Source organism: Paraburkholderia sp. FW306-02-B (assembly GCF_058782725.1).
Window position 1 is genome coordinate 767,065 of record NZ_JBYSXZ010000002.1, and the last position, 26,286, is coordinate 793,350.

The following is a 26,286-nucleotide window of genomic DNA, read 5'->3' on the forward strand; positions in this document are numbered from 1 at the left end:
GCCAACTCTTGCGAAGCAGGCACAGACTGGAGAGCCGCCATGACGACACAGCTCCAACGAACCGCCACACCGCCCAATGATCGGGCACACCCTGAAGCCCCGTATGTCGACGATACTGCAAGCGGTCCGACGCATGCGCAGGTCGCCGTCGCATCGGGCCTGGAAGTGCGAGTCCAGCACCAGCCGATCGATATCCAGTCGGAAATTGCGCCGATCATGCGCAATCCAAACGTGGGGAGCTCAGGCAGCGGTCAGCGTGCCGCTAGCGGGCGCACATAGCGACGAGCTTGCCGACGGTAATCACCGCCTGCTCGATTTCGCTCGACCATGGGCTGCTGTAATTGAGGCGGATGAAGTTCCGATAGGTCGCTTCCGAGATCGAGAACATGTAGCCCGGCCCGATGGTGATGCCTTGCTCGAGAGCAAGTTTATAGAGCCGCATCCCGTCGACCTTAGGCGGTAGTTCGACCCACAGCACGTATCCGCCCGCAGGGTTGGACATGCGCGTCCCATCGGGAAAGAAACGCGAAACCATCGCCTTCATGAGATTGGCCTGCTGCGCATACGCCTTCCGAACCTTTCGCAGGTGATGCTCGTAACCATCGCGCTCGAGGAATTCCGCGATCGCCAGTTGAGGAATCGACGGCGAGGTCAATGTGTTCAAAAACTTGAGTTTCTCGACCTGATCGCGATAGCGGCCCGGCAACGCCCAGCCGATCCGGTAGGCTGCCGTGAGGGTCTTTGAGAAAGAACCGCAATGAAGTACCAGCCCCTTCGTGTCGAAGGACTTCAACGTGCTCGGGTGCGTGCCGTCATAGTGCAGTTCATTGTAGACACCGTTCTCGATGACCGGAATGTCCCGCTTCGTCAGGAACTGGACCAGTTCGCGCTTGCGTTCGTCGGGCATCTGGAAACCCAGCGGATTCTGGAAGTTCGGCATGATCATGCAGGCGGTGACAGGCTGCGACTCCACGATCGCAGCAAGCGCCTCAATATCGATGCCGTGCTCCGGATGAGTCGACACCTCAATCGCTTTCATGCCCATCCGTTCGATTGCATGGAGCATCGCGTAGAACGTCGGTGACTCGACAGCGATCACATCGCCGGGTTTCGCGACCGCCTGCAGGCAGAGATTGATCGCCTCGGTCGCGCCGACCGTGATGATGATCTCGTTCGGATCGATCGCCATGCCGTTCTCGAGGTAGCGACGCGCGATCTGGCGCACGAGCTTCGCATTGCCGGGCGGTAGCGCGTCCGTCACGCCCCACAGCGCCTTGCCCCGTCCCGCGTCGTAGGCGTATCGGTTGAGCCTTTCGAAAGGAAACAGGCTGGGGTCGGGATAGGGCGAACCGAGCGGCACCGCATCGTCGACACCGATCGAGCGCAGCGTCGAGAGCACCAACCGGCTGACGTCGACCGGTGACGAAATCGGGATCGGTTTCGACGGCCGGAGCTCGAGCGTCTTCCGCTCGCCCTCGTCGTTCCGGAAGTTAGCGAAATAGCCCGATTGGGGCCTGCTCGTCACCAGGCCACGGCTTTCGAGCAACAAATACGCGCGGATAGCCGTAGTGACGCTGATCCGATGCTGCTGGCTGGTCTGCCGTACCGACGGGAGGCGTTCGCCATGACGGTACACGCCTTGCCGGATCAACCTCTCGATATCGTCTGCAAGCTTCTCATAGAGATTCATCGGACGATTCCCCTGACGCGTCGCTGCGGCATGTTGTACCGGCCGCCCTCATGGCTTGCGCGGGTTCGCGCCGACATGCCGTCGCCCGGTGCCGAGATCGTAGCAGAACTGTACTGACGCGAGCCGGTCCGATCTGTGCACTCGGCGACTGACGCTCCGGTCTTACTCTTTCCTCCATTGAATGCACGGTGCCGGGTCCCGACGCCAGGACCTTGCGATGCGTAACGATTGGAGCCAAAGCATGAAAGAGGCAAAACCGAAGGGAACAACCAACATCGGCGCACAGGCAGGTTGGGCACGATGAATCTGCTAGAAGCCATGCGTATTTACGTCAGGGTGGTCGAGCGCGGGAGTATCTCCGGCGCGGCGAGAGACCTCAATATAGGGCAGCCAGCCGCGAGCGAACGCATCGAGCGGCTCGAGAAGTACCTTGGCTGCCGGCTGCTGCTCCGTAGTGCCCGCGCGTTCAATTGCACGCCCGACGGCGTCACCTTCTACGATCATAGCAAGAGGATTCTGCACGCAGTGGAACAGGCGGTCGCTGAAGTGTCGAACGACGAGCAGGTCCTCAGGGGAACGATTCGCATCGCGGCGCCACACTGCTTTGGCGAGACGGTCGTGCCGGAGGCGTTGGCGCTCGTTCGTGCAGCCTATCCGCAGCTGGATCTGGAACTGGTCCTGAACGACAGGGTCGTCGATCTCGTGACGGAGGGCGTGGACATTTCTTTCCGTCTTGGGCAACTCGGAGAAGGGGCATTCATTGCCCGTCCGCTCGGTCAGGTTGGGCGCATCCTCGTTGCTGCGCCGGGCTATCTGAGCCAGCACGGTCCGATTACTGAGCCGTCCGACCTGGTAAAACACCCGTTCATCCGGGTCCAGGGTAGTTTCGACACGGACCAGTTGCGGCTCAGACACGTGGCGACCGTCGTGGAGAGCGCGTCGATTCATACCGCAATCAAGACCAGCCATTGGCGGCCCATGTATGAAATGATCATCTCGGGTGTCGGCATTGGCGTACTGGAGGAGCCGGCGTGTGTCGATGCGTTTGCAGCCGGCCGGCTGGTCCGTATATTGCCGCAATTCGAGGTGCGACCTTTCGATCTGAATGTGCTGATCCAGGCGCAACGTCCGGTGCCGCCACGGGTGCGGATGATCGTGACGATGTTAAAGAAGTGCACTTCGGAAATCCTGGGGAGAGTACACGTCGACTGCCGCGAAGTGGCAAATCGCTTTGAAGTACTTCACGACGATGACGTTTCCGCACTTCTAAAACTTGTCTGATCACGTGCGCAGAGCGCGTGGGTTCATTGGCTCCCCAACAGGGAGCATGCTAGTGATGCATTGCTGCAGCGACCAGAAGATGAAACGGTAGCGCGAGTAGTGCGGTCCCGGTGATGCCGAGCAGCCACAATGCAACGAACCACAACAGGCGTTTGCGAAACTTTTGATCGGGCTCATCGTTTTTTGGTGACATGGCATCCCTCCTATAGGCTAGTGATACTGGCTCCCCTGTTGCACCTTTTCCCGGAAGACCCGGTAACCGGCCGTTGCGCACACCAGGGCAATCGGTGCAATGGCATCGTTCGTACGCGAAACCGTCAACGCCGATTGAAACCTCACGCACTTTTCGACGGGGCAGAATCACATCTACATCGACGCTAGTCCAGATGAATCTTTAGCGGCGCCTAGGTTGCGTGATTTCATTTTAGGTCACTGGATAGCCTGGCGGATTGAGCGAATCTCCGCTACTTTCCGGTCGCGGAGTCCAAAATTCGGGTACCGGTACCGGTCCCGGATCAGATTCAGCGCATGAGCGCGCCAATTTCGACATTGCGCGCGGACAGCAGAGGTCTTTCCTGAACACCCGATCACGGCGTCCAGCGATAAACAACGATGCTCGAGCCGTTGTAGTTGTCTTTCGTGATCACGTATTCGCCGGTCGACCTAAGGTACGTTCTGAGGCCGTACATCGAATCCACGTCGTTGCCGACATCCACCGTACTGGTACTCGTGTTGATCAGCGTGGTGTCGAGGCTGCCTGTGGTGAGATTGAATGCGTCGATGTTGGGCGCGGTGTGCACGTATCCGACGAACAGATAGTTGCCGGCTGCCGTGATCGACTTGGGATTGGCGCTGGTAAGGTTGATCACCGGAGCGGGCCTGGTGGTGTTGCCGGCGCTCCAGCCGTGATACACCTCGATCCGCGATTTCATCGCCGTCCAGTCCCAGCTCCCGGCAATGCCCTGCGCGAGGATCATGGTGTCGCTCTCCGCCAGGTAGATGATGCGCGTCAATGGCCGGATGCTCAGCGGAATGGAGATGGCGATGCCTGCTCCCCATGTCGGCTTGCCGTAGCCGTCGAAGCCGGTCAGCGGGTAGTGGTAGATGTGGTTCGTCCTGTCCAGGCCGGCCCACACGTCTCCCCTGCTGTCGATGCAAAATCCGCCCGTGACCGATCTGGTCGTATTGAACGCCGTACCCGGAATCGACGCGTCCGGTATGGCGATGTAGCCATTCGTCGCGTTGAAATGGAAGAAGTAGAAGATACCGGGGTTCTGGCCGGACGCCACGAGAATCCGGTTGCCGCCGACGGTGACGAGTTGACCGAAGTGCTCGTCGCGCTGGGTATCGTTCATGTTGAGGCGTGGATCCGACGGGTAGTCGAACGGATTGACGGTGTTCGCGACGAAGGTGCCGCCAGCGGCGCCGGTATAGATGTGGGTGCCGCTATAGAAGTAGGCGCCGTCGGTAGCCGGGTCGGGGGCGGCGACCGCCTCGAAGTTCAGAGACTGAAGCTTCCACTGCAGGTTGCCGGCACTGTCATACGCGTGAATGTCGGTGCCGCCGTCGCGGCCGAGATCCCAACCTCCGCCCCACGGGTTGCTGAGCACATACAGGTTGCCGGCGGTGTCTTTGCCGATACCGACGATGCGGGTGAAGCGCTTGTCGCCAACCTGGCCTTTGGTTCCAGTGGTGGTGTCGAGATAGCCGCCCTGAATGCCGAACGTGCCTGCCAGTGTCGGCGTGCCCGAGACGTTGTAGAGCTTGATGTTCATGTCGGGACCCTGGTCGCCGACCATGAGCAGCCCGGACGATGCATCGAAATACAGCGCGGACGGTCGCGAGGCCACGGACATCTGGATGGTGTTCAGCTGAGCGCCGGCCGGACTGAATTCGACGATCGCGCCTGCGCTCTTCTGGGCTACCCAGATATTTCCTGCGCTATCCACGGCGAGTGCGCCGGGACTTGAGACGTTGATGTCCTGCTGCCAGACGCCGTCGGTGGTGTAGACGCGGACGCGATTGCCAAGAATGTCGCTTGCATAGAGGAGCGAGCCCGCCGTTGCGAGTCCGGTGATGACATCGGCCCGCTTGACCGCGGTCCATGTGCTGACGGGGATGCGGAGATCGCGTTTCTGAGTGGTCCGGTTATATCGCCCCACCGAACCGCTGCCATACGAGGTGCTGAACTGCAACGCCGCGAAGATCGAAGTGGCATTTCCCGTAATGGCCGAGCCCTGAAACTCACTGTTGATTCCGATTGAACCGATGCTCTTGCCGTTCTGGTATATCGCGACGCCGCCCTCGTTTTCGTCCCACATGGATGCCGTATAGATGACGCCTTCAGGCGCGACCCACATCGAGCGCGCGGTGTTACCCACATGAGCGGCAAGCGTTCCGAATGTGTTCGCCAGCCAGTCGGTGGTGTATTGCGCCTGACAAGCTGGCGCAATCATCGCGATCACGGCGCCAAGGAACGCAGCGAGGATTTGTTTTTTAACCATGAGCGATGCTCTCCTGACGGTAGTTCCTCGAAACTGTACATCGCAGGGTGTGAAACATTGGTGATTGCGATGAGCAAATCGTTGCTCGACCCTTTCGCGTGGAAGGCCGCGGTTTGCTCATCCCGCACAGTGGAACCATTACTGTAGCTGTTCAACCCGCAATGGGTAGCGTTGTGCCGGACAGGCGACCGGAAAAGATGCACGGCGCATCGCGATGAACAACATTGCGCCGAGTACCAGCGGACCTACCTGAACCGACACAGCGGTAGCGATGGGAGACATGACCAACGGTAGCAGCCAGGCGGCCACCAGTACCTCGCGCTCGCCGCCTAGCCAGCCGTCCCGCATCCCGGCCAGTGCCAGCCACGCGATCGGGCCACCAGGTAGGGTAGCAACGCCAGCGGCAGAATGACCAGATAGAACGGGGGCGGGTAGTACCACACAAAGACGCTTTGCGATGCGGGTACGGCAATCTTCTCCACATTGAACAGTAAGAGGATGTTGTAGGCATCCTGAGGATGTCCTGCCAGGCCGACATGCGACGCTGCCCAGAATGTAATGAAATCGTAACCGAGCGGCTTGCCTTTCACATCTACCATGTGTTTCGACAGTAGAACCCAGGCAATGCCAATGACAAGAAACAGCGTAAATATGATGTGGGGATAATGTGTGAGGCGTTCCCGATCTAGCCAATGCGCATTGCGTCCCAAGGTGTTTTCCCCGCAATTCGATTTTTAGATTTTCGCCCATGCTTATATGGGGCGACACCCATCGCGCGCCGTGGCGTCAGCGAATTTCATGGCTCACCGGCCGCCTAGCTTGCCTTAAGTTTCCCGCCTTGAATCTTCAAGCAGTCACCGGCAGGCAGCAGGACAAACGACTTTGGATCGCGCGCCTGCGTGGCCTGGCCCGCGCAGGAATGTGCACCCTGTGCACAGTCGTTCTTCGCGACCGCGTTGACGCCATAGCATTTCTCCAGCTTTTCCTTTTCCATGCGCGCCATGTTGTCCTTGACCGCCTGTGGCATGGCGCTCATGTCCTTCGTCGTTTGTGCCTGCACCGGCGCGACCTGAATGGCGAGCGCGAGACCGACGGCGGCAGACAGGGTCGACACTGCCATCAACGGGCTGTTCAATTGCTTGCTCACTTTGCGTTCTCCTGGGGATGGAGGTTGCCCACTTGCAACCCGCAGGAAGATTCGCCAGGGATCGCAAAAAGTTACGCGGATCGAAAAATTTATTGTTGCGAAAACTTCCGCGTAAAAGTGCAGAATTCGTCTATGCGCTCCCGAACCCACCGGCCCGGCTCACCGCTGACGCTTGTCGAAAACCGTCAGGGCGGGGACGCGTCTGATCCTCCGGGTGGCACGCCCGCAAGCCGCGCAGATGGCAGCCTCGACTGGACCATGCTGATGATCCGCTCACAGGCCGGCGACCGGGAAGCCTACCGGTTACTACTTGAAGCGATCACGCCATACTTGAGGACCCTGGCCGCGAGAAAGATCAACAACAGGAATGATGTCGAAGACACGGTTCAGGACATTCTTCTCACCATCCACACCGTGCGGCATACGTATGACCCGGCGCGTCCGTTCGGCCCCTGGCTCGTGGCCGTCGCGGCGCGACGCATCGTCGACAGTTTGCGGCATCAGGGCCGTCTGGATGCGCACGAGACGCCGTTCGATCCTGACCATGAAACTTTCGCGATGCCTGAAGCGAACCTGGTAGAGCGCGCGTCCGACGCCCGCGCGCTGCATGAAGCCGTTGAAGCGTTGCCACCGGGACAACGAGACGCGATCCGTATGCTCAAGCTGGAGGAGCTGTCCTTGAAGGAAGCATCGACAGCAACCGGGACGTCGATCGCCTCGTTGAAGGTCGCCACGCATCGAGCGATGAAAAATCTGCGCAAGTTGATTGAAAGACGAGGGATCAAGTCATGAGGACAACTTCCAGTCTGATCGACTCCCTTGTCGCGGACGCGAAGCCCGTGCGCCGCCTTGGGCCGCCATCGGTCCGGGCCGTTTGCTGGCTGCTGTTTGCGATGTCGATGCTTGTCCTTGTTGCGGTCGGGCATGGCGTCCGACCGGATCTGATGCTCAAGCTGCATCAGCCCGCGTTTGTCATCAGTGTTGCCGCCGCGTTGATCACCGGTGCGCTTGCGGCGCTGGCCGCGTTTATTGTCAGCGTGCCCGGCCGGTCATCGCGCTGGCTGTTGCTGCCTGTGCCCGCGCTTGCTGTGTGGCTTTCCACGATCAGCTATGGGTGCCTGACGAACTGGGTCCGCATCGGGCCGGAAGGCATGTCTCCCGGAGAGACCGCGCGATGCTTCGCGACCCTGGCGCTGACCGGCATTCCGCTCTCGCTGACGATGCTCATCATGTTGCGCCACGTCGCACGCCTCGCTCCCACGCCCATTGCCATGATGGCCAGTCTCGCCGTTGCGGCGATGACAGCGGTCGCGCTATCGCTGTTTCATCCTATCGATGCCACAGCCATGATCCTGCTGTGGAATGTCGGCGTGGCGGTTCTATTTCTAACGATTAGCGGTTTGGGCGGGCGGCGGCTCTTTGGCTGGGTGGCACTGAAGGGATAGCAGGGCGCAACGCACACGTCCGGCCTCTCGCGCCGTTTTTTTCCCCTTGAAATCCGCAAACATTTAAGCTATAAATGCGAACGATTCGCATTAGCGATTGAAAGATAAAACAACAGGATGTTTCGCCACGCGCGAAACGCCGATTAGCGGGGAAGTCATGCAGCGTGGTGAATTGAACAGAATCAAAGGTCGATTCTGGACATCGAAGGCGTTTCGGTCGTTGGCAGCAGTTGGGTTCATCGGGGTTGGGTGTCCTGTCGCGACATACGGGCAGGCTAGCGACACCAGCGCAACCGAGGCGGTTCGAGCAGGAGCCGAGTCGAGCGCGCGACAACTCGCACCCGTTCGCGTCACCGGAAGCAAGGATCACAGCGGCTATGCGCCCGCCACGGTCGAGACCGGCCCGTATCGCGGCCTCGATGCGCTGGATGTGCCGGCCACCGTGAACGTCGTGACGCGCGAAGTAATGGATGAACAGGGCGATACCGGACTCTACGACGCGCTGCGCAACGTGGCGGGTGTGACCCGGCAACAACTCAACGGCCTGGCGTACGATCAACTGGCAATCCGGGGCATCGCGCTCGACAATCGTTCGAGCTATTACCTGAACGGTGTTCTGCCGATCGACAACAACATCTGGATGCCGATGGAGGACAAGGAGCGCGTCGAAGTGCTCAAGGGCGCGTCCGCCCTGTACTACGGCTTCGCGGTGCCAGCCGGCATCGTCAACATGGTCATGAAGCGCGCGGGCAGCGAGCCGATAACCAGTGTCTCGTTGCTGGGCGATACCAACGGCTCGATCGGCGCGCATGTCGATATCGCGCGCCGTTTTGGACCTGACAATCAGTTTGGCATCCGCGTCAACGCGATGGACGAGCACGTGGAAACACCGATCGACGGCGATCGTGGCTATCGCAAGTTCGCGAGCGTTGCGCTCGACTGGAAAGCGAGCCGCAAACTGTCGTTCAAATATGACCTGGAGCATATCGAGCAACGTGTGGTCGAGCAGGCGGGCATTGTGCCGCTCGCCGCAAAAAACGGTGTCATCAGCCTGCCTGGACTGCCCGATGCCACCCGTCTGCTCTCGCCGAACGACAAACCGACCAACGCCAGCGCGACCAGTCAGATCCTGCGTGCCGACTATCTGTTCTCCGATACCTGGAGCGCGAGCTTTACCGTCGGCCAGTCGATTACGCGCCGCGACCGCTGGCTGTGGATCTTCCAGAAGTACAACGTCGACACCGGTGCGGGCACGCTGCAGGGCAGCAAGCAAAACGGCCAGATGTACGAGAACAAGAACGTGCGCTTCGAAGTGAACGGGTTCTTCAAGACGGGTTCGTTCGGCCATGACGTGACCTTCGGCGCGGTCGACAACTGGCTGTTCCAGCCGGACTTCACGACCTATTACTACACGGCGCGGCAGAATCTCTACAACCCGGTCAGCATAACCTCATTGACTGCCGCAGGCTCGAAGGCGTTCTACGCGCAGCACGTCAACAACCGCGGCGTCTACGTGTTCGATCGAATCGAACTGACGCCGAAATGGCAGTTCGTCGCAGGCTTGCGACGCTCGGAATATCGAAGCACGCAAGCGGGTACGGCGACCTATGACGTGAGCAAAACCACACCGTCGGCCAGTCTGGTCTTCAAGGTGACGCCGCAGACCAGCGTGTACGCGAGTTATATCGAAGGGCTCGAATCGAGTGGCGCCGCTCCCGCGACGGCATCGAACGCCTATCAGGTGCTGCCGGCCGCGGTTAGCCGCCAGGAGGAAATCGGCATCCGGCATCGCTTCGGCAATAACACCCTGGCGTCGGTGGCGTTGTTCAACCTGCGTCAGCCGTCGGCCGGGACTAACGCTGACAACGTGTATGCGCTCAATGGCAACGCCCGCTATCGAGGGCTCGAGTTTTCGCTTCAGGGTGATCTGACCGGCAACATGTCCGTGGTCGCAACCGGCATGCTGCTCGATGCGCGCATTGTCGATTCGTCGGATACGTCGCTGGTCGGTAAAACGCCGGAAAACACGCCGCATGTAACGGGCAGCCTGTTCGCTACCTACCGTGTGCCGCAGCTTGCCGGATTGTCGTTCAACGGCGGGATTTACTACGTCGGGCCGCGTCCGGTGAACGACGCCAATCAGGCGACCATTGGTGGCTACGCGCTGTTGTCGGCTGGCGCGCGCTATTCGACGCGTCTGTTCGGTAAGCGGGCCACTTTCCAGGCCAACCTCGAGAACGCAGCCAACAGGCACTACTGGAGCGCGGCCGGTTCGAGCCAGCTTGCCGTCGGGCTGGAGCGCACGCTTGCGTTGACTTCAACGATCGAGTTCTGATCGACTCCATCGCACAATTTCACAGGATCGTTTTCATGGCAGTTTTGAGCGTTTTGCATCGCCGTTCTATCGTCCGCCGCCTTCTCAACGTGCAGTTTTGCAAGCTCATTTCGCTGGGCACGCTTGCCGCCATGCTGTGCGTGCCGGTTGTGCATGCACAGCAGCCGGAGGCCCAGGCACTCGCACCGAAGAAGGTCTTGTATGTCACCCGCCTCCAGCATCGGGACTGGGAGATCGACGACAAGGTACGGGCCTATCTGGAGAAGCGCGGGATGATCGTGACGATGGTCGACGAGACCACGCCGTCAAGCGCGGCTCACGGTGAAGATCTTGTGATCATTTCGTCGGTGGTCAGTGCGCGCGATATGGTGGGCACTTCGTACAAGGACGTCACCGTGCCGTTGATTACCTGGGAGGCGGATCTCTTCGATTCGCTGCGCTTTACCGGTGCAAAAAAAGGCGAGGACTTCGGCGAGGTCGACAAGGAGCATTACATCAACGTCGTGAACGCACCGAGTCCGCTTGCGGGCGGGTTGCCCGCGGGCAAGCGCTGGGTCTATCCGCGCGACGACGAAATGGGCTGGGGCAAGCCGGCACCGGGCGCGACCGTCATTGCGACGATCCCCGGCGAGCCGCAACATGCGGTGCTGTTTGCGTACGAAAAGGGCGCGACGATGGACTATGACTTCATCGCGCCAGCGCGGCGGGTCGCCTTGTTTTTGGGTAACCGCAGCTTCGAAAAGCTGAGTTCCGATGGCTCCGCCTTGTTTGACGCGGCGATCGACTGGGCGGTGTCGGATTCTAAGTTGGGCGTGCACGCCTCGGGGCAGCAGTCGACGCGCGCACAATGAGTTTTGGACTGGACGCTATTCGCACCGACGGGCCAATGGTGCGCATGCTCTCGGCACGCGGCGCCGCTTCTATCAAGTCGCGCAACAGCGATACCGCGAGTTCAGCGACTTCGACGGTCGGCACGGCGATCGTGGTCAACGCGGGCCGCGAATCGCGCGCCAGCTGAATGTCGGTGATGCCGATTACGGATAGATCGCCGGGCACGTTAAGGCCGAGATCGGCCGCGGCATGCATCGCACCGAGCGCCGGCAGATCGTTGGTCGCGAAGATCGCGGTGAGCTTCGGATCGGTTTCCAGCAACGCGCGCGCCGCGGTGTAGCCGCCTTGTATCGTATCGGCTGCATGTTTGACCGGGGCTTTCGGCGCGCCGGCTGCACGCAGCGCATCGACAAAGCCTTCGTAGCGGGCCGCGTGAATGCCCGAGGCCTTGCTGCCGACGATCGCGCCGATCCGGCGATGGCCGAGCTCGAACAGGTGCGCGCCGGCCAGCTCGCCGGCCAGATGAAAGTCGACCGCGACGCAGGGCAGCCCGGGCGGCTCGTTCGGACGTTCCCACATGCACAGCACCACGGGCGTGCCGCGTGACTCGGTGGCGTGAAGATCCGCGAAATCGAGGTTCGCATTCGTCACGAGTACGCCCTCGGAAAGCGTCCCGGCAATCTGATCCAGATACGCCCGGCCGGAGAGCGGATCTTCGTTCGTATTGCAGATGATCACGAAGTGGCCGCTGCTGCGCGCCGCGCGTTCGACAGCGAGCGCGAACTCCGGATAGAACGGATTGGCGATGCTCGACACCATCAGCGCGAGCGTCGGCGCGCGACCCTCGGCGAGGGCGCGGGCGGCCAGATGCGGGCGATAGCCGAGTGCGTCGACAGCGTCGAGTACCCGCTGCCGGGTGGTCGCGCCGACCCGGCCGCGATTGCGCAGCACGTTGGACACGGTGGCCGGGGTGACGCCGGCATGACGCGCGACTTCGCTGAGTGTGGGCATGATGTCTTCAATATATGGGACGCATGTTCGACATTTGCAATGCAGCCAAAGGCGCGGCACCATTTGCCGCACAGACAAAACGATATCGGAGACAGGCAAGGCTAGACGGTCGCGTGCGACCGACTTTTTTCAGCCTGCTGATTAAGCGCTTAATCTCCGACTTCGAGCCGATTAAATCACGGAGTCGATGCGATGGCGAGTATTTCGTTGAGAGGCGTGCAGAAGGCGTACGGCGACGGCGCGCTGGTGATCCGCGATGTCGATCTGGAGATCGGCGAGAACGAGTTCTGCGTGTTTCTCGGTCCGTCCGGTTGCGGCAAGTCGACCTTGCTGCGGATGATCGCCGGTCTTGAAGACGTGACCGACGGCGACCTGTCGATCGGCGGCCTCCTCGTCAACGACGTACCGGCGGCGCAGCGCGGCGTGGCGATGGTGTTCCAGAGCTATGCGCTGTTTCCGCATATGACCGTGTTCGAGAACATGGCATTCGGCCTGAAGCTCGCTAAAACCCCAAAGGACGAAATCGACCGCAAGGTGCGGGAAGCCGCGCGCATTCTGCAACTGGAGGCGCTGCTGGAGCGCCGGCCGAAGGCATTGTCCGGCGGTCAGCGGCAGCGCGTGGCGATCGGCAGAGCCATCGTGCGCGAGCCGGGCGTGTTTCTATTCGACGAACCGCTCTCGAATCTCGACGCGACGCTGCGCGGCCAGACCCGCATCGAGATCGCGCGTCTGCACAAGCAGTTCGCCAAAGCCAGTGTCGTCTACGTGACGCACGACCAGGTCGAGGCGATGACGCTCGCCGACAAGATTGTGCTGCTGCACGCGGGGAAGGACACCGAGCGCTACGGCAGCATCGCGCAGGTCGGCGCACCGCTCGCGTTGTACCACCGGCCGAGGAGCCGCTTCGTGGCGGGTTTCATCGGCTCGCCGCGGATGAATTTTCTGCCGGGACGCGTAGCGTCGGTCGATCCGCATGGCGTGACCGTCACGCTCGATCACACGGCCGAAAACGTGCGTGTGCCGGTGAGCGGCGACGGACTGCAGCCGTTGCAACCCGTCACACTCGGCGTGCGTCCCGAACACCTCGAATTCATCGACTCCGCAGTTTCTAGGAACACGGCCCCGGCCATGTCGGACGACGCCATTCTGACCCGTACCGTTTCCCTCGTCGAACATCTTGGCGAGCACAGCTACGTCCACCTCGATCAGCCTGGCGGCGCCACGCTGATCGCTAAAGCGCCGGGCGACACGCGCCTGATGCCGGGTGATCGCGCGGGCTTGCGCGTCCCCAGCCACGCTTGCCATTTGTTTACCGAAGACGGTTTTGCTGCCGCTTCGCTCGAATTCGTCGAACACTACGCATAGAGGATATTCGGATGCGCCTAGGAGTCTGTTATTACCCGGAACACTGGCCGGAATCGATGTGGGAAGGCGACGCTCGCCGGATGAAAGCGCTCGGCATCGAGCAGGTGCGGATTGCCGAATTTGCGTGGAGCCGGATCGAGCCGTCGCCTGGCGAATACGACTGGGGCTGGCTCGATCGCGCGATCGACGTACTCGGCGCGGCCGGGCTGCAGGTGGTCATGTGCACGCCGACCGCGACGCCGCCCAAGTGGCTGATCGACTGTCATCCGGACATCCTGCCGGTCGGGGCGGACGGACGTCCTCGCGCCTTCGGCTCACGCCGTCACTACGATTTCTCCTCGCCATCGTATTTCGCGGCGTCGCAGCGGATCTGCACCGCGGTTGCCGAGCGATATGGCAAGCATCCGGCGGTCGCGTACTGGCAGACCGATAACGAATTCGGTTGCCATCACACGGTAGTCAGCTATTCGCCGGCAGCAGTAGGGCGCTTTCGCGAATGGCTGAAGGCGCGTTATCAAACGGTCGATGCATTGAACCGCGCGTGGGGTACGGTGTTCTGGAGCATGGAGTACCGCAGCTTCGACGAGATCGATGCGCCGGTGGCGACCGTCACCGAAGCCCATCCGTCGCACCGGCTCGATTACCGGCGCTTTGCGTCCGACGAGCTCGCGCGCTACAACCGGATGCAGGTCGAGATCATCCGCGCGCATTCGCCCGGACGGCCGGTCGCGCACAACTTCATGCAGCTCTTTACCGAGTTCGATCACTACAAGGTCGCCGCCGATCTCGATGTCGCGGCCTGGGACAGCTATCCGCTGGGCGCGCTCGAAGAGCAATGGTTTGCGCCGGACGTCAAGGCGCGCTGGCTGCGCACCGGGCATCCCGACTTCGCTTCGTTCAATCACGACGTCTACCGCGGCATGTCGAAGCTGCCGTTCTGGGTGATGGAGCAGCAACCGGGTCCGGTGAATTGGGCGCAGTGGAATCCGGCGCCGCTGCCGGGCATGGTACGGCTGTGGAGTTGGGAAGCCTTCGCGCACGGCGCGGGCTGCGTGTCGTATTTCCGCTGGCGCCAGGCGCCGTTTGCGCAGGAGCAGATGCACGCCGGCTTGAATACGCCCGATAACCGGCTCGACGTCGGCGGCAACGAGGCCGCACAGATCGCCGACGAGATTCGCACGGTGCTCGCAGCGGACGCCGGCGCCAATGCTGCGATTCGCGCGAAAGTCGCGCTCGTCTACGACTACGAAGCGAAGTGGCTCTTCGAGATTCATCCGCAGGGCGCGGACTTTCACTATCCGCGTTTCGCGTTCGAGTATTACTCGGCGCTGCGCGCACTCGGGCTGGATGTGGACGTGATTCCGGTCGATGCGCCGCTCGATGGCTACCGTGTAATCGTCGTGCCGCCGCTGCCGGTCGTGCCGGCCGATTTTGCCGCGCGGCTCGCAAGCTCGGGCGCGCAGGTGGTGCTCGGCCCGCGCACCGGCTCGAAGACGGAAGATCTGCAGATTCCGGCGAACCTGCCGCCGGGTGCGTTTGCTTCGGTGCTGCCGCTGCGCGTGTGGCGCGTCGAATCGATGCGGCCGAACGTGACCGAAGCGGTGCGGCTTGCTGACAGCAGCGACGCTGCCGTGGACGACGGCTTCGCGCGCCACTGGCGCGATTTCGTCGACAGCGACGGAGCGGCTTCACTCGACGTGCGGGCTCGATTTGCGGACGGCCATCCGGCGTATGTGCGAAGCGGCGCGTTCCATTACTTCGCGAGTCTGTTCGACGATGCGCTCACGGTTCGTCTGTTCGCGCAGATCGCACGTGAGGCAGGTGTCGAGACGACACCGCTCGGCGACAGCGTGCGGATCAGCCGGCGCGGCGCGCTGACTTACGTATTCAATTACGGTGCGCAGATTTACCCGCTTGCCGGCGTGGCCGACGACGCTTTCGTGATCGGTTCACGCAATATCGCCCCGCAGGGCGTGGCGGTGTATCGATCGACCTGACAAGCTAGCTGGCCGAAGGATTCCATGCAGTAACGACAACGACGCAAAATCAAGGAATAAAGGAGACATGCAGCATGACACTGAAACCACGCAAAATTCTGCTCGCATTCGCGCTGGCCGCGGCCGCCGCGGGAATGTCCGTCGTTAGTACCGCGCAGGCCGGCACGCTCGCAGTCAACATCGCGTTCAAGGGCGCCAGCCAGCGCGCGGTCTGGCAGTCGACTATCGACGAGTTCAAGAAAGCGCATCCTGATATCGACGTGAAGGTGTCGTTCGTCGACGAGGAGGCCTACAAGGTTCAACTGCCTGGATGGCTGTCGACGGTCGCGCCCGATATCGTCAACTGGCATGACGGCGAGCGCATGGCGTATTACGCGCAACGCGGCCTGTTCGAGGATCTGAGCGGCGATTGGGCGAAGAACGGCTGGAACGATACGTACGCGTCGACCAAGGAAGCGTCGTCGTACAAAGGCAAGCAGTACGCCGCGCCGACCGTGTATTACTCGTGGGGCATGTTCTATCGCAAGGACCTGTTCCAGAAGGCGGGTATTGCCGGCGAGCCGAAAACGTGGGACCAGTTTCTGGACGCCTGCAAGAAGTTGAAGGCGGCCGGCATTACGCCGATCGCCGTCGCGGGACGCGATGCGTGGACGCTGGCGGGCTGGTTCGATTATCTGGATCTGCGCCTGAACGGCAACGCGTTCCATCAGAAGTTGATGGCGGGCGAAGTGCCGTACACCGATCCGCGGGTCAAGAAGGTGTATACGGCCTGGAAGCAGCTGATCGACGCCGGCTATTTTATCGACAATTCGCTCTCCTACGATCTGGACGCGGTGCAGCCGTTCCTGTTCCAGGGCAAGGCCGCGATGATGCTGATGGGCACATTCATTACCGGCGGCTTCCCGCCGAATGTGAAAGCGGAAATGAGCTACTTCCAGTTCCCGATCATCGACGCGAAGGTGCCGACCGCCGAAGACGGTCCGGTGGAATCGCTGCATATTCCGTCGAAGGCGAAGAACAAGGCGGATGCCCATACCTTCCTCGCGTTCATCGAGACGCCTGAAATCGGCGCGAAACTGGCGACAGGTCTCGGCTCGCTGTCGGCGAACAGCAAGTCGCCGGAACCCGAAGATCCGATTTCGAAAATCGGCTTCCAGATTCTCGCGAACACGAAGGGCGGTATTGCACAGTTCTATGATCGCGATATGACCAAGGAAATGGCCGACGAAGGGATGAAGGGGATGCAGCAATTCGTCTCCGATCCTTCGAAGCTCGACGACGTGCTCGCGCAACTCGAGCAGACGCGCAAGCGAATCTACAAGAAGTAAGCGGTGGCGGCCCTCGGGCCGCCTGCCTTGGCCACCACCCGCCACGTTCGATCGGGAGAGTAATCGTGTCGCACTCCGTTACCCGTCACACGGTCCCCGGTTCTGCCGGTTCAGGCATACCGGCTTCGGGCATACCGGCATCGGGCGTACCGGCTTCGGGCGGTGCATTGCGCGGCGGGTCGCCTTCCCTGGCGCGCCGGCGCCGTCCATCACCGACTGCGCGCCGGCATCGGCGTGCTGCCTTCCTGTTTCTCGCGCCGGCCTGCGTGATGGTGGCGATCTATGTGGTGTGGCCGATCCTGTCGACCATCCGCCTGAGCTTTTTCAACTGGGACGGGATGACCGAGCCGGCCTTTGTCGGCCTCGCGAACTACGTCGAGTTGTTCCATGCGCAGACGTTCTATACGGCGCTGAAAAACAACCTCATCTGGCTGTTGTTGTTCCTGCTCGCTCCGCCGATGGGACTCGCCGTGGCGCTGTATCTGAATCAGGCCGTGGCCGGCATCCGCATCGTCAAATCGCTGTTTTTCGCGCCGTTCGTGCTCTCGGGCGTGGTGGTCGGCCTGATCTTCTCCTGGTTCTACGATCCGACCTTCGGCTTGCTCGCGCTGATTCTCGGCCACGGCGTGCCGGTACTGGGCGACGCCCGCTATGCGACCTTCGGGATCGTATTCGCGGCACTGTGGCCGCAAACCGCCTATTGCATGATTCTTTACCTGACCGGCCTGACGTCGCTGAACGCCGAACAGATCGAAGCCGCGCGGATGGAGGGCGCGCGCGGCTGGTCGCTTTTGTGGCATGTGATTCTGCCACAATTACGGCCGACTACGTTCATGGCGATCGTCGTCACCGTGATCGGCGCCTTGCGCAGCTTCGATCTGATCTCGGTGATGACCGGTGGCGGACCGTTCGAGAGTTCGACCGTGCTCGCGTATTACATGTACGACCAGGCGATCAAGTATTACCGCATCGGCTATTCCGCCGCGGTGGCGGTGGTGTTGTTCGGCATCATGCTGGTGTACATCGTTTATCACTTGCGGCGGATGCTGCGCGCCGAGCAATAAGGAGCCGACCATGTTTCCGATCGCCATCGACAAATGGAAGCCGGCCACGCGCCGCGTGTACAAACTGACTTTGCCGCTCGCGCTGCTGATCTGGCTGCTGCCGATGATCGTGGTGCTCGTCACGTCGGTGCGCTCGACGGAAGAACTCAGCGAGGGGAATTATTGGGGCTGGCCGAAGCACTTCTCGATGGTCGACAACTATCGGGAGGCATTGACTACCTCGCCGATGTTGCATTACTTCTGGAACAGCGTGCTGATCACGGTGCCCGCGGTCGTGGCGTCGATCGCGCTTGCGGCGATGGCGGGATTCGCGCTTGCTACCTATCGGTTTCGCGGCAATTCGACTTTGTTCGCGACGTTTGTCGCGGGGAATTTCGTGCCGGTGCAGGTGTTGATGATTCCGGTGCGGGATCTATCGTTGCAGCTTGGTCTGTTCAACACCGTGAGCGCGCTGATTCTGTTTCATCTCTCGTTTCAGACCGGTTTCTGCACGCTCTTCCTGCGTAATTTCATTAAGGAGCTGCCCTTCGAGCTTGTCGAAGCGGCCCGTGTGGAAGGCGCAACCGAATGGCAGGTCTTTTACCGGATCGTGCTTCCGCTGATTCGGCCGGCGCTTGCCGCGCTGGGGATTCTTGTGTTCACGTTCGTCTGGAATGACTACTTCTGGGCGCTGTGTCTGACACAAGGCGACGAGGCGGCGCCGATTACCGTCGGTGTCGCCGCGTTGAAAGGGCAGTGGACCACGGCGTGGAATCTTGTGTCGGCTGGGTCGATTCTTGCCGCGCTTCCCTCTGTGGCGATGTTCTTCGCGATGCAGAAGCATTTTGTGGCGGGGCTGACGTTCGGTGCGACAAAAGGCTGAGGAAGACAATTTTCAGTTGGCCTTTGCCTGATCCTGACGACGCGACCGGCATGCCGCTCATGACGCCGCGCCGTCGCCCTGTTTTTTGTGCTGCGACGCCATCCGCTCCTGCTGGGCGGGGGGCACCGGATCGTAGTGGCTGAGCTGGATGCTGTAGTTGCCGTGCCCGCCGGCGATGGCGTTCAGACGCGACTGATAGTCGTTGAGTTCGGACAACGGCACCTGCCCCGCCACGACCACGGCGTTGCCGGCGGCCGTGCGTGTGCCGTGGACCTGCCCGCGCTTGGCGGACAGGTCGCCGATGATGTCGCCCATCGCGGCTTCCGGCGTCATCACTTCGATGTCCACGATGGGCTCGAGCAGGATGGGCTGGGCTTTCAGCACCGCATCGATGAAGGCCTTGCGCCCGGCGGAAACGAACGCCACTTCCTTGGAGTCGACTGGATGGCTCTTGCCGTCGAAGACGGTGACTCGCACGTCCTGCATCGGGAAGCCGGCAAGCGGCCCGCTATCGATGACCTGCAGGATGCCTTTTTCCACGGCGGGCATGAACTGGCCGGGGATGGCGCCACCCTTGACGGCGTCGACGAACTCGAAACCCGTGCCTCGCGGCAGTGGCTCCACGCGCAGCATCACTTCGCCGAATTGCCCGGCCCCGCCGGTTTGCTTCTTGTGACGATGATGCCCCTCGGCTTTGGCGCCGATGGTTTCCCGATAGGCGATCTTCGGTGGCCGCGTCACGACCTCGAGCTTGTATTGTTCGGATAGCCGCTCCAGCATGAGGCGCAGGTGCAATTCGCCCAGACCTCGCACCACCGTCTCGTTGGTGCCGACCGGGTGTTCGATGCGCAGGCACGGGTCTTCCGCCCCCAGTTTTTGCAGAATCTCCCAGAGGCGCTGCTCGTTACCCCGGCGCGCAGGCTCGATCGCCAAACCGTAGATGGGCGTGGGGAAGTCGAGCGGGGTCAGGTGGATGTTGCCGTCCTCGGGGGCGTCGTGCAGCACGGCATCGAAGCCGATCGCGTCGACCTTGGCCGTGGCGCAGATATCGCCTGGGCCGGCTTGCGGGACGTCCACGTGCTCTTTGCCCTGCAGCATCATCAGATGGGCGACCCTGAACGGCTGGCGCCCGTCACCGATATAGAGCTGGCTATCGCGCCTGATCGTGCCCTGATGGATGCGAAACACGGCCATCTTGCCGATGTACGGGTCCATGACGATCTTGAAGGCGTGGGCCAATACATGCTTGTCGGCGTCCGGTTCGGCGCGCACGACTTGCTGGCGGCCGCCGGCATCGCGGTAGAAGAGCGGCGGGTTGCCTTCCATGGGATTGGGCAGGAGCCGGACGAACACGTCGAGCAATTCTGCGATGCCGGCGCCGTTGGCCGCCGACGTGAAGCAGATCGGCACCAGATGGCCTTCGCGCAGCGCCCGCTCGAAGGGCTCGTGCAACTGCTCCGGACTGATGGCCTCGCCCTGCTCCAGGTAAAGCTCCATCAAGGCGGGATCGATCTCGACCACTTGATCGACCAGCGCATTGTGCGCGGCCGCAACAGACAGAAAATCGGCGTCGCCGGCAGGATTGAAAAAACAATCCACCACCTGGCGGCCGCTTTGCGCCGGCAGGTTGATGGGCAGGCATTCCTTGCCGAAGGCCTGCTGGATTTGCGTTAGAAGCCCCGGAAGATCGACCTTTTCGCCATCGATACCGTTCACGATGATCATTCTGCAGAGCTTGCGTTGCGCCGCCCACGCCATCATGCGCCGGGTAGTCATTTCGATGCCGGTCTGCGCATTGATGACGATGGCGGCAGTCTCCACCGCGGGCAGGGCACTGATCGACAGCCCGGAAAAGTCCGGATAGCCGGGCGTATCCAGCAGATAAATGCGGGTATCCCGGTAGTGGAGGTGGGCGACGGCGGAGTTCAGCGAGTGGTGATATTTGCGCTCGAGCGGGTCGAAATCGCAGACCGTGGTGCCACGCTCCACGCTGCCGGGCGCGTGTAACGCGCCGCCCTGATGCAGCAGGGCTTCGACAAGCGAGGTCTTGCCGCATCCGGCATGCCCGACCAGGGCGATGGTACGGATGGCGTCGGGGCTGTAACGCATGGCCGCCCTCGTCCAGTAGTGGATGTGGGGCCATTATTGGCGAAAACGGACCCGTGTGCCATAAGGGGACATCGTCCCATTGGCCGTCACGCCCACGCGGTCACGGCGCGGCCGTCCGCATGTTTTTCACGCGCGAGCGAAAGCGAACTATCCTTAAGGAATCTCGCGCAGTAATCTCCCGTTTCCTTCCTTCCAGAGGAGGTGCGTCATGTCAATGTCTGCCACTCTCCAGGACTGCCTGCTCAGCAAGGGCTCGCAGTACGAAATCGTGCATCATCCGCACAGCCATTCCAGCATCGAAACCGCGGCGGCAGCGCATATTCCCGGCGATCGTCTCGCCAAGACCGTGCTTCTTGAAGACGAGCACGGCTATGTGGCGGCGGTGCTGCCATCGACCTACGCCGTGCGGCTGTCCGAGCTTTGGGCGCAGACCGGACGCCACCTCCTGCTGGCCAAAGAGGTCGATCTGCGGGAACTGTTCAAGGATTGCGACGTAGGAGCGCTTCCGCCGGTGTGTACTGCCTACGGCATGTACACCTATCTTGACGAGAGCCTCGCCCATCAGCCGGACGTCTATTTCGAGGCCGGCGATCATGAAGTGCTGATTCACATGGGCACGAAACAATTTCTGGATCTGATGGACCGGGCCGAGCGGGCACGCTTCGCCCGTCGCATGCAGGGTATGCCAAGCTGAGCGGCTCCCGCCCGGTGCGGCAAGGCTTGCGCAGCGTGGCATCAAGCGCGCTGCGCCACCCAACCTTTGCGCGAGGCAGATCATGCAACGCAGCGATACGGTCTTGAAGCAGGTGATGGCAGCCTTCGAACGCGAATCACACCTGAAGCTCCAGCATCATCCCATTCATATGACTTTCGACGGCGGCGCCTTGACCGTGGCAGGCGAGGTGCCGGATATCGCATCCAAGAAACGCCTTCTGCAGTTGACCCAGATACACAGCGAGGGGACGCGTCTGGTCGACCGGCTGCGTGTCACCGCCAACCCGCCGGTCGGTGACGGCGAGCTGCGCACACGGATCGGCGAACGGCTGGCGCAGGCGGTGGAGTTCCGCAACTGCGTGATCTGTGCGCGCGTCAAGGGTCAGCTCGAAGTGCTGCGCGGCACCATGGACGAGGCGGGCAACGAAGGCAGCGGCGTCGTCGAAGTGACGGTCGAGGACGGTGTGGTGACCTTGACGGGGCAAGTGGTCAGCCTGTCTCACAGGCGCCTGGCGAGTGTGACTGCCTGGTGGGTCGGCGGCTGCCGCGACGTGGTGAACCTGCTGGAGTTAGTGCCCGCCGAAGTGGACGGCGACGATGAGATTTCCGATGCCTTGCACCTGGTGCTCGAAACCGATCAGTGTGTGCGCGCCGAGCAGATCACCATCAGCGTGGAAAACCACAGGATTACGCTAGCAGGTTGGGTGGCGACCGAAGCCGAAAGACGGCAGGCGGAACAGGACGCCTGGTGTCTGGATGCGATCGATGGCGTCGTCAATCGCATCCAGGTGCGGGCCTGATCCCTTTGCATGACGTGTGTTATGTGCATTACGTGCATGACGTGCGTTGCCGGGGCGGAACCCTGCGCCAGGTCAGCAGCACCACCAGAGCGAACGCCACGTACGCGAGCGTGAACACCCAGACCGGCACATCGTAATAGAGCAGGCGGCTCACCCAGCGCTGGATGAAGCCTTGCGCTCCAACTGAGCCGGTGCGCAGCCAGTCTTCCAGCACCGTCAAGGGGCAGGCTACGCCCAGCAGCGACAAGATCGACACCAGGCCGATCGCGAACAGATGAGCGAGCCGGAACAGCCGATTGCGTACCCATTCCCAATCGAGGCCCGAGCCGACCCAGATCGCCGCGAGTCCGCCGACGATAAAAAGCGCGATCAGCGCGTGCATCACGAGCACCGCATCGGCGAGCCAGATCATGATGTCCTCACACCATCCGCGGCGAATTTCGACAGGCTTTTGTGCGATGCCGCGACGCGCGCCGCACCTCGGCGCGGTATCGGATATAGACTGAAATTCGACCTGTATTCAGGTTGCCGCATCAAGTGTCCCGAACCTGTGCGGGACCGCGCGATTCACCCTCATCGGAGGCGCAAATGGCAACTGCAATTATCACCCCCCGGAACGACGGCCCGTATTACATCAAGGGCGACTTCAAGATTACCACTCAGGGCGGGAAAAATATCGAGGTAGATAAGGATGAGGTCTGGCTATGTCGGTGTGGCCATTCGCACAACAAACCATTCTGCGACGGTTCACACAAGAAGGACGCGTTCAGGAGCAATCTTGATGAAAAGCCGCAGGAAGGAGAAACGCCCTGAGGCATCCGTTGCTATAGGCAGGTTCGGCGCGGGCGTCCTTCGGTCGTCGGGGCGTGCGTGGTGTCACGCCGCCAGAGCGCGCGCAGGCACATAGGAAAAGCGGACGAAGGGGCGCCAATGTCTCGGAGATCGATAACCGGAAGGCACGTTCTTGTTGTGCTCGTGCTCTGCATAGGCGCGACGTGTCTGGCAATTGGCGCAACGCTGCTGTACGAGTTGTCGGTGATAAGCCGTGCCGTGAGCGATTTCCGTCTGGACGAGGCCACGGACAACGCACGAATTTCCCGTGGCGAAAAACCTGCTATCGAGGATCGCCTTAACCCGCCATACCTGAAGCGATACGGCCTGGAGCTGAACGCGTACATGGATAAGCAGGGCCATTTTTCGCCGACAGGCTCTGACTGGCAACGATGGGGGCTTCGGACAAAGGCGGCGGCCACGGTGATGTGGCTGGGTCACGATCCGCCGGGAACGTGGTGGACTTTCGATCAGATAAGGTGCGTCGACCGTTTTTACGAAGCGCACACAGACAGCGAGCCGATTGTCGATGTCGCTGACGCTTGCCTCGGCCAGCCTCATTGACCGCGCTGAGTAGCGCGATATAACCCCATGCTCGCGTCCTCAGGAGCGTTCTCCGTTCATACCAGATTTTGATTGATTCAGTCATAAACATGATTGAATCGAGAAAAACACTTGCAACCGACCGTTTCGATCACTATAGTGATCGAAACGGTCGTTATTTTGCTCGAATAAATCATTCCGCTGACGTCGATCGTTCTAGAGTGGCCGAAGCGCCATTGCTTGCCATCAAGAAAAATCACGGAGACACAATCGATGAAGCGTTCCTTCCAGGTCTTGGCCACTTTGGGCGTACTCGGTGCCGCCACGACCACCGCGCACGCGCAAAGCAGCGTCACCCTGTATGGATTGATCGATACCTCGCTTGTCTATTCGAACAGCCAGAAAGGCCACTCGAATATTCAGATGTCGAGCGGTGCGTTGTCCGGCAGCCGCTGGGGGTTGCGCGGTCAGGAAGATCTGGGCGGCGGCATGAGCGCGCTGTTCGTCCTTGAAAATGGTTTCAGCAGCACGACGGGCACGCTCGGCCAGAACGGCCGTGAGTTCGGACGTGCAGCCTACGTGGGTTTGAGCGGTGGTTTCGGTAAGGTGACGGCAGGCCGGCAGAACGACTCGGCCGCCGATTTCCTCGGCGCGCTGGTCGCGGCGAATCAATGGGCGGGCGGTCTCGGTGCGCATCCGGGTGATACGGACAATCTCTACGTGAACGAGCGGATCAGCAACAGCGTGAAGTTCACCAGCAACGACTATGCGGGCTTCCGCTTCAGCGGCCTGTTCAGCTTCGGCGGCACCGCCGGCGACTTCTCGAACAATCGCGTCTGGAGTGTCGGCGCCACGTATGCGAACGGTCCGTTCGTGGTCGCGGCTTCGTACCTGAACGCCACAACGCCGAATACCGGTCTGTTCGACGGCACGGCCGGCGCGGCGGCGATCTCGCCGAACAACACGCCGATCTACTCCGGTTACACCTCGGCGCGTACGTTGCAGGTAGCGGCGGTCGGCGGCGCGTACACGTTCGGTGCGGCCACCTTCGGTCTCATTTATTCGAATTCGAAGTTCAAGGATCTGGGTTCAGGTGCGGCGGCCGCACCGGTCGCGCGCTTTGTCGGCGCGACCGCGACGTTCGACAACGTCGAAGCCAATTTCCGCTACCAGGTGAGTCCGGCGCTGCTGGCCGGCGTCTCATACAACTACACCCGCACGCACGGCGCGGGCGACGCGCACTACAACCAGGTGAATGCCGGCGCGGACTACTTCCTGTCCAAGCGCACGGACGTTTATCTGACTACAGGCTGGCAGGCAGCAAGCGGTATCGATTCGACGGGGCGCACGGCGACGGCGGCGTTGTGGCCGATCACCGCGTCGAGCACATCGCATCAGTTTGTGGCGGCGCTCGGTTTGCGTCACAAGTTCTGACCGGTTCGAGCAATCTGATCAAACAACAGGGGAGGGCGGCATGCCTTCCTTCGTAGAAGTGGAGTCGAGCATGACAGTCTTGTTCAAAGGGATCATTCCCGCACTTATCACGCCGATGACGGCATCGGAAGAAGTCGATGAAGCCGGTTTGCGCACACTGATCGAACGCCTGATCGAGGCCGGCGTGCATGCGCTGTTCGTGCTCGGCACCAACGGCGAATTCATCGCATTGAACGAAGCGGAGAAGCTGAGGATCGCGAAGATCGCGGTCGATCAGGCGCGCTCGCGCGTGCCGGTAATTACCGGCACCGGCGCGTACGCGACGCGTGATGTTATCGGCTTGAACAGCAAGATGCTGGACGTGGGCGTGGATGCGGTATCCGTGATCACGCCGTATTTCAATGGCGCGACGCAGCAGGAGCTGTTCACGCACTATGAGCGGATCGCCCACGCTACGACGCTGCCTGTGATGCTCTACACGATCCCGGCGAAGGCCGGCGTCACGCTGACCATCGACACGGTGCGCCGCCTGTCGGAGATACCTAACATCCGCGGTATCAAGGATAGCGGCGGCGACTTCGACCGTCTGCTGCAACTGATCAACCTGCGACGCGACGACTTCGCCGTGTTCACCGGCACCGACTCGATGATTCTGTGGTCCCTGATCGCGGGCGGCGACGGCGCGGTTGCCGCGACGACCAACGCCGTGCCGGCCGTCGTCACGTCGATCTGGAAACACTTTCACGCCGGCGACATCGCGGCCGCGCGCAACGCGCAGGAGTCGCTCCGTGCGTTGCGCGACGCGTTTGCACTCGGCACCATGCCGGTGGTGCTGAAGACCGCCGCGGAAATACTCGGCATGCCGGCGGGCCCGGCGCGCTCGCCCGCCCAGCCGCTCGATGCAAATGCGCGCGCGCGTCTCGAACAGGCGCTCGCGGTGTACCGCGAGACCCGCTGAAGCCCATCGGCCACGCAACTCAATCGCAAACGAATCC

25 protein-coding genes are annotated in these 26,286 nt (G+C 61.4%); 17 read left to right on the forward strand and 8 right to left on the reverse strand.

Translation table 11 applies throughout. The features are described from left to right. The first annotated feature begins 39 nt into the window (after positions 1-39). On the forward strand, positions 40-279 hold the full coding sequence (locus tag AC3WOG_RS24425) for a hypothetical protein (protein WP_492580474.1): 240 nt from the start codon (positions 40-42) through the stop codon (positions 277-279). On the opposite strand, the gene AC3WOG_RS24430 is transcribed toward AC3WOG_RS24425, so the two are convergent. Beyond that, positions 263-1,690, reverse strand: coding sequence for an aminotransferase-like domain-containing protein (locus AC3WOG_RS24430; protein ID WP_492580475.1), 1,428 nt, complete (start codon positions 1,688-1,690; stop codon positions 263-265). The genes AC3WOG_RS24425 and AC3WOG_RS24430 overlap by 17 nt on opposite strands. A gap of 300 nt (positions 1,691-1,990) precedes the next feature. On the opposite strand from AC3WOG_RS24430, the gene AC3WOG_RS24435 reads away from it, so the two are divergent. Then, positions 1,991-2,971 carry a LysR family transcriptional regulator gene (locus AC3WOG_RS24435; protein WP_492582430.1) on the forward strand — a complete coding sequence of 327 codons (981 nt, stop codon included), beginning with the start codon at positions 1,991-1,993 and terminating at the stop codon, positions 2,969-2,971. A 49-nt stretch (positions 2,972-3,020) separates the two neighbouring features. Here the strand turns inward: AC3WOG_RS24435 and AC3WOG_RS24440 are convergent, their stop codons facing one another. From AC3WOG_RS24440 to AC3WOG_RS24455, 4 genes are all read right to left on the reverse strand, one after another. Further along, a complete protein-coding gene (locus AC3WOG_RS24440) occupies positions 3,021-3,164 on the reverse strand; it encodes a hypothetical protein (protein ID WP_492580476.1) in 144 nt (47 codons plus the stop codon). A gap of 394 nt (positions 3,165-3,558) precedes the next feature. Then, positions 3,559-5,475 (reverse strand): SMP-30/gluconolactonase/LRE family protein, encoded by a 1,917-nt coding sequence (locus tag AC3WOG_RS24445; protein WP_492580477.1) that lies wholly within the window; start codon positions 5,473-5,475, stop codon positions 3,559-3,561. Positions 5,476-5,804: 329 nt separating this feature from the next. Further along, a complete protein-coding gene (locus AC3WOG_RS24450) occupies positions 5,805-6,185 on the reverse strand; it encodes a hypothetical protein (RefSeq protein WP_492580478.1) in 381 nt (126 codons plus the stop codon). Between the two features lie 104 nt (positions 6,186-6,289). Continuing rightward, positions 6,290-6,595 (reverse strand): BufA1 family periplasmic bufferin-type metallophore, encoded by a 306-nt coding sequence (locus AC3WOG_RS24455; protein ID WP_492582431.1) that lies wholly within the window; start codon positions 6,593-6,595, stop codon positions 6,290-6,292. A gap of 291 nt (positions 6,596-6,886) precedes the next feature. Here AC3WOG_RS24455 and AC3WOG_RS24460 point away from each other — a divergent pair, with 291 nt between their 5' ends. The 4 genes from AC3WOG_RS24460 to AC3WOG_RS24475 all read left to right on the forward strand — a co-directional run bounded on the left by AC3WOG_RS24460 (position 6,887) and on the right by AC3WOG_RS24475 (position 11,253). Then, a complete protein-coding gene (locus AC3WOG_RS24460) occupies positions 6,887-7,414 on the forward strand; it encodes an RNA polymerase sigma factor (RefSeq protein ID WP_492582432.1) in 528 nt (175 codons plus the stop codon). Continuing rightward, a complete protein-coding gene (locus AC3WOG_RS24465) occupies positions 7,411-8,067 on the forward strand; it encodes an NrsF family protein (protein ID WP_492580479.1) in 657 nt (218 codons plus the stop codon). The genes AC3WOG_RS24460 and AC3WOG_RS24465 overlap by 4 nt, the downstream gene beginning before the upstream one ends. Before the next feature lie 220 nt (positions 8,068-8,287). Beyond that, the gene (locus AC3WOG_RS24470) at positions 8,288-10,402 is read left to right on the forward strand and encodes a TonB-dependent siderophore receptor (protein WP_492580480.1); all 2,115 of its coding nucleotides are present in this window, start codon (positions 8,288-8,290) and stop codon (positions 10,400-10,402) included. A gap of 35 nt (positions 10,403-10,437) precedes the next feature. Then, positions 10,438-11,253, forward strand: coding sequence for a hypothetical protein (locus AC3WOG_RS24475; protein ID WP_492580481.1), 816 nt, complete (start codon positions 10,438-10,440; stop codon positions 11,251-11,253). On the opposite strand, the gene AC3WOG_RS24480 is transcribed toward AC3WOG_RS24475, so the two are convergent. Beyond that, positions 11,204-12,244 carry a LacI family DNA-binding transcriptional regulator gene (locus AC3WOG_RS24480; protein WP_492580482.1) on the reverse strand — a complete coding sequence of 347 codons (1,041 nt, stop codon included), beginning with the start codon at positions 12,242-12,244 and terminating at the stop codon, positions 11,204-11,206. The two genes, AC3WOG_RS24475 and AC3WOG_RS24480, sit on opposite strands and share 50 nt — an antisense overlap. Before the next feature lie 192 nt (positions 12,245-12,436). Between AC3WOG_RS24480 and AC3WOG_RS24485 the strand changes: the two genes are divergently transcribed. The 5 genes from AC3WOG_RS24485 to AC3WOG_RS24505 all read left to right on the forward strand — a co-directional run bounded on the left by AC3WOG_RS24485 (position 12,437) and on the right by AC3WOG_RS24505 (position 18,860). Further along, positions 12,437-13,609 carry an ABC transporter ATP-binding protein gene (locus AC3WOG_RS24485; protein ID WP_492580483.1) on the forward strand — a complete coding sequence of 391 codons (1,173 nt, stop codon included), beginning with the start codon at positions 12,437-12,439 and terminating at the stop codon, positions 13,607-13,609. An 11-nt stretch (positions 13,610-13,620) separates the two neighbouring features. Next, complete coding sequence (locus tag AC3WOG_RS24490) at positions 13,621-15,606, forward strand: beta-galactosidase (protein WP_492580484.1); 1,986 nt, start codon at positions 13,621-13,623, stop codon at positions 15,604-15,606. A 74-nt stretch (positions 15,607-15,680) separates the two neighbouring features. Beyond that, the gene (locus AC3WOG_RS24495) at positions 15,681-16,934 is read left to right on the forward strand and encodes an ABC transporter substrate-binding protein (RefSeq protein WP_492580485.1); all 1,254 of its coding nucleotides are present in this window, start codon (positions 15,681-15,683) and stop codon (positions 16,932-16,934) included. Positions 16,935-16,999: 65 nt separating this feature from the next. Beyond that, a complete protein-coding gene (locus tag AC3WOG_RS24500) occupies positions 17,000-17,998 on the forward strand; it encodes a carbohydrate ABC transporter permease (protein ID WP_492580486.1) in 999 nt (332 codons plus the stop codon). 10 nt (positions 17,999-18,008) lie between these two features. Further along, positions 18,009-18,860, forward strand: coding sequence for a carbohydrate ABC transporter permease (locus tag AC3WOG_RS24505; RefSeq protein WP_492580487.1), 852 nt, complete (start codon positions 18,009-18,011; stop codon positions 18,858-18,860). 57 nt (positions 18,861-18,917) lie between these two features. Here the strand turns inward: AC3WOG_RS24505 and fusA are convergent, their stop codons facing one another. Beyond that, a complete protein-coding gene (fusA, locus tag AC3WOG_RS24510) occupies positions 18,918-20,969 on the reverse strand; it encodes an elongation factor G (RefSeq protein WP_492580488.1) in 2,052 nt (683 codons plus the stop codon). Positions 20,970-21,177: 208 nt separating this feature from the next. Between fusA and AC3WOG_RS24515 the strand changes: the two genes are divergently transcribed. Next, entirely contained in the window at positions 21,178-21,663 is a 486-nt protein-coding gene (locus tag AC3WOG_RS24515) for an aminoacyl-tRNA deacylase (RefSeq protein ID WP_492580489.1), read from the forward strand. Positions 21,664-21,745: 82 nt separating this feature from the next. Then, the gene (locus AC3WOG_RS24520) at positions 21,746-22,483 is read left to right on the forward strand and encodes a BON domain-containing protein (protein ID WP_492580490.1); all 738 of its coding nucleotides are present in this window, start codon (positions 21,746-21,748) and stop codon (positions 22,481-22,483) included. Between the two features lie 28 nt (positions 22,484-22,511). Here AC3WOG_RS24520 and AC3WOG_RS24525 read toward each other — a convergent pair whose 3' ends face one another. Then, positions 22,512-22,895 carry a DUF2784 domain-containing protein gene (locus AC3WOG_RS24525; protein ID WP_492580491.1) on the reverse strand — a complete coding sequence of 128 codons (384 nt, stop codon included), beginning with the start codon at positions 22,893-22,895 and terminating at the stop codon, positions 22,512-22,514. A gap of 176 nt (positions 22,896-23,071) precedes the next feature. Here AC3WOG_RS24525 and AC3WOG_RS24530 point away from each other — a divergent pair, with 176 nt between their 5' ends. The 4 genes from AC3WOG_RS24530 to dapA all read left to right on the forward strand — a co-directional run bounded on the left by AC3WOG_RS24530 (position 23,072) and on the right by dapA (position 26,249). After that, positions 23,072-23,296, forward strand: a complete 225-nt coding sequence (locus AC3WOG_RS24530; RefSeq protein ID WP_492580492.1) for a CDGSH iron-sulfur domain-containing protein — start codon at positions 23,072-23,074, stop codon at positions 23,294-23,296. A 237-nt stretch (positions 23,297-23,533) separates the two neighbouring features. Next, the gene (locus AC3WOG_RS24535; RefSeq protein WP_492580493.1) at positions 23,534-23,878 is read left to right on the forward strand and encodes a hypothetical protein; all 345 of its coding nucleotides are present in this window, start codon (positions 23,534-23,536) and stop codon (positions 23,876-23,878) included. A 252-nt stretch (positions 23,879-24,130) separates the two neighbouring features. Beyond that, a complete protein-coding gene (locus AC3WOG_RS24540; protein ID WP_492580494.1) occupies positions 24,131-25,291 on the forward strand; it encodes a porin in 1,161 nt (386 codons plus the stop codon). A 70-nt stretch (positions 25,292-25,361) separates the two neighbouring features. Continuing rightward, the gene (gene dapA, locus AC3WOG_RS24545) at positions 25,362-26,249 is read left to right on the forward strand and encodes a 4-hydroxy-tetrahydrodipicolinate synthase (RefSeq protein ID WP_492580495.1); all 888 of its coding nucleotides are present in this window, start codon (positions 25,362-25,364) and stop codon (positions 26,247-26,249) included. Positions 26,250-26,286 lie beyond the last annotated feature (37 nt).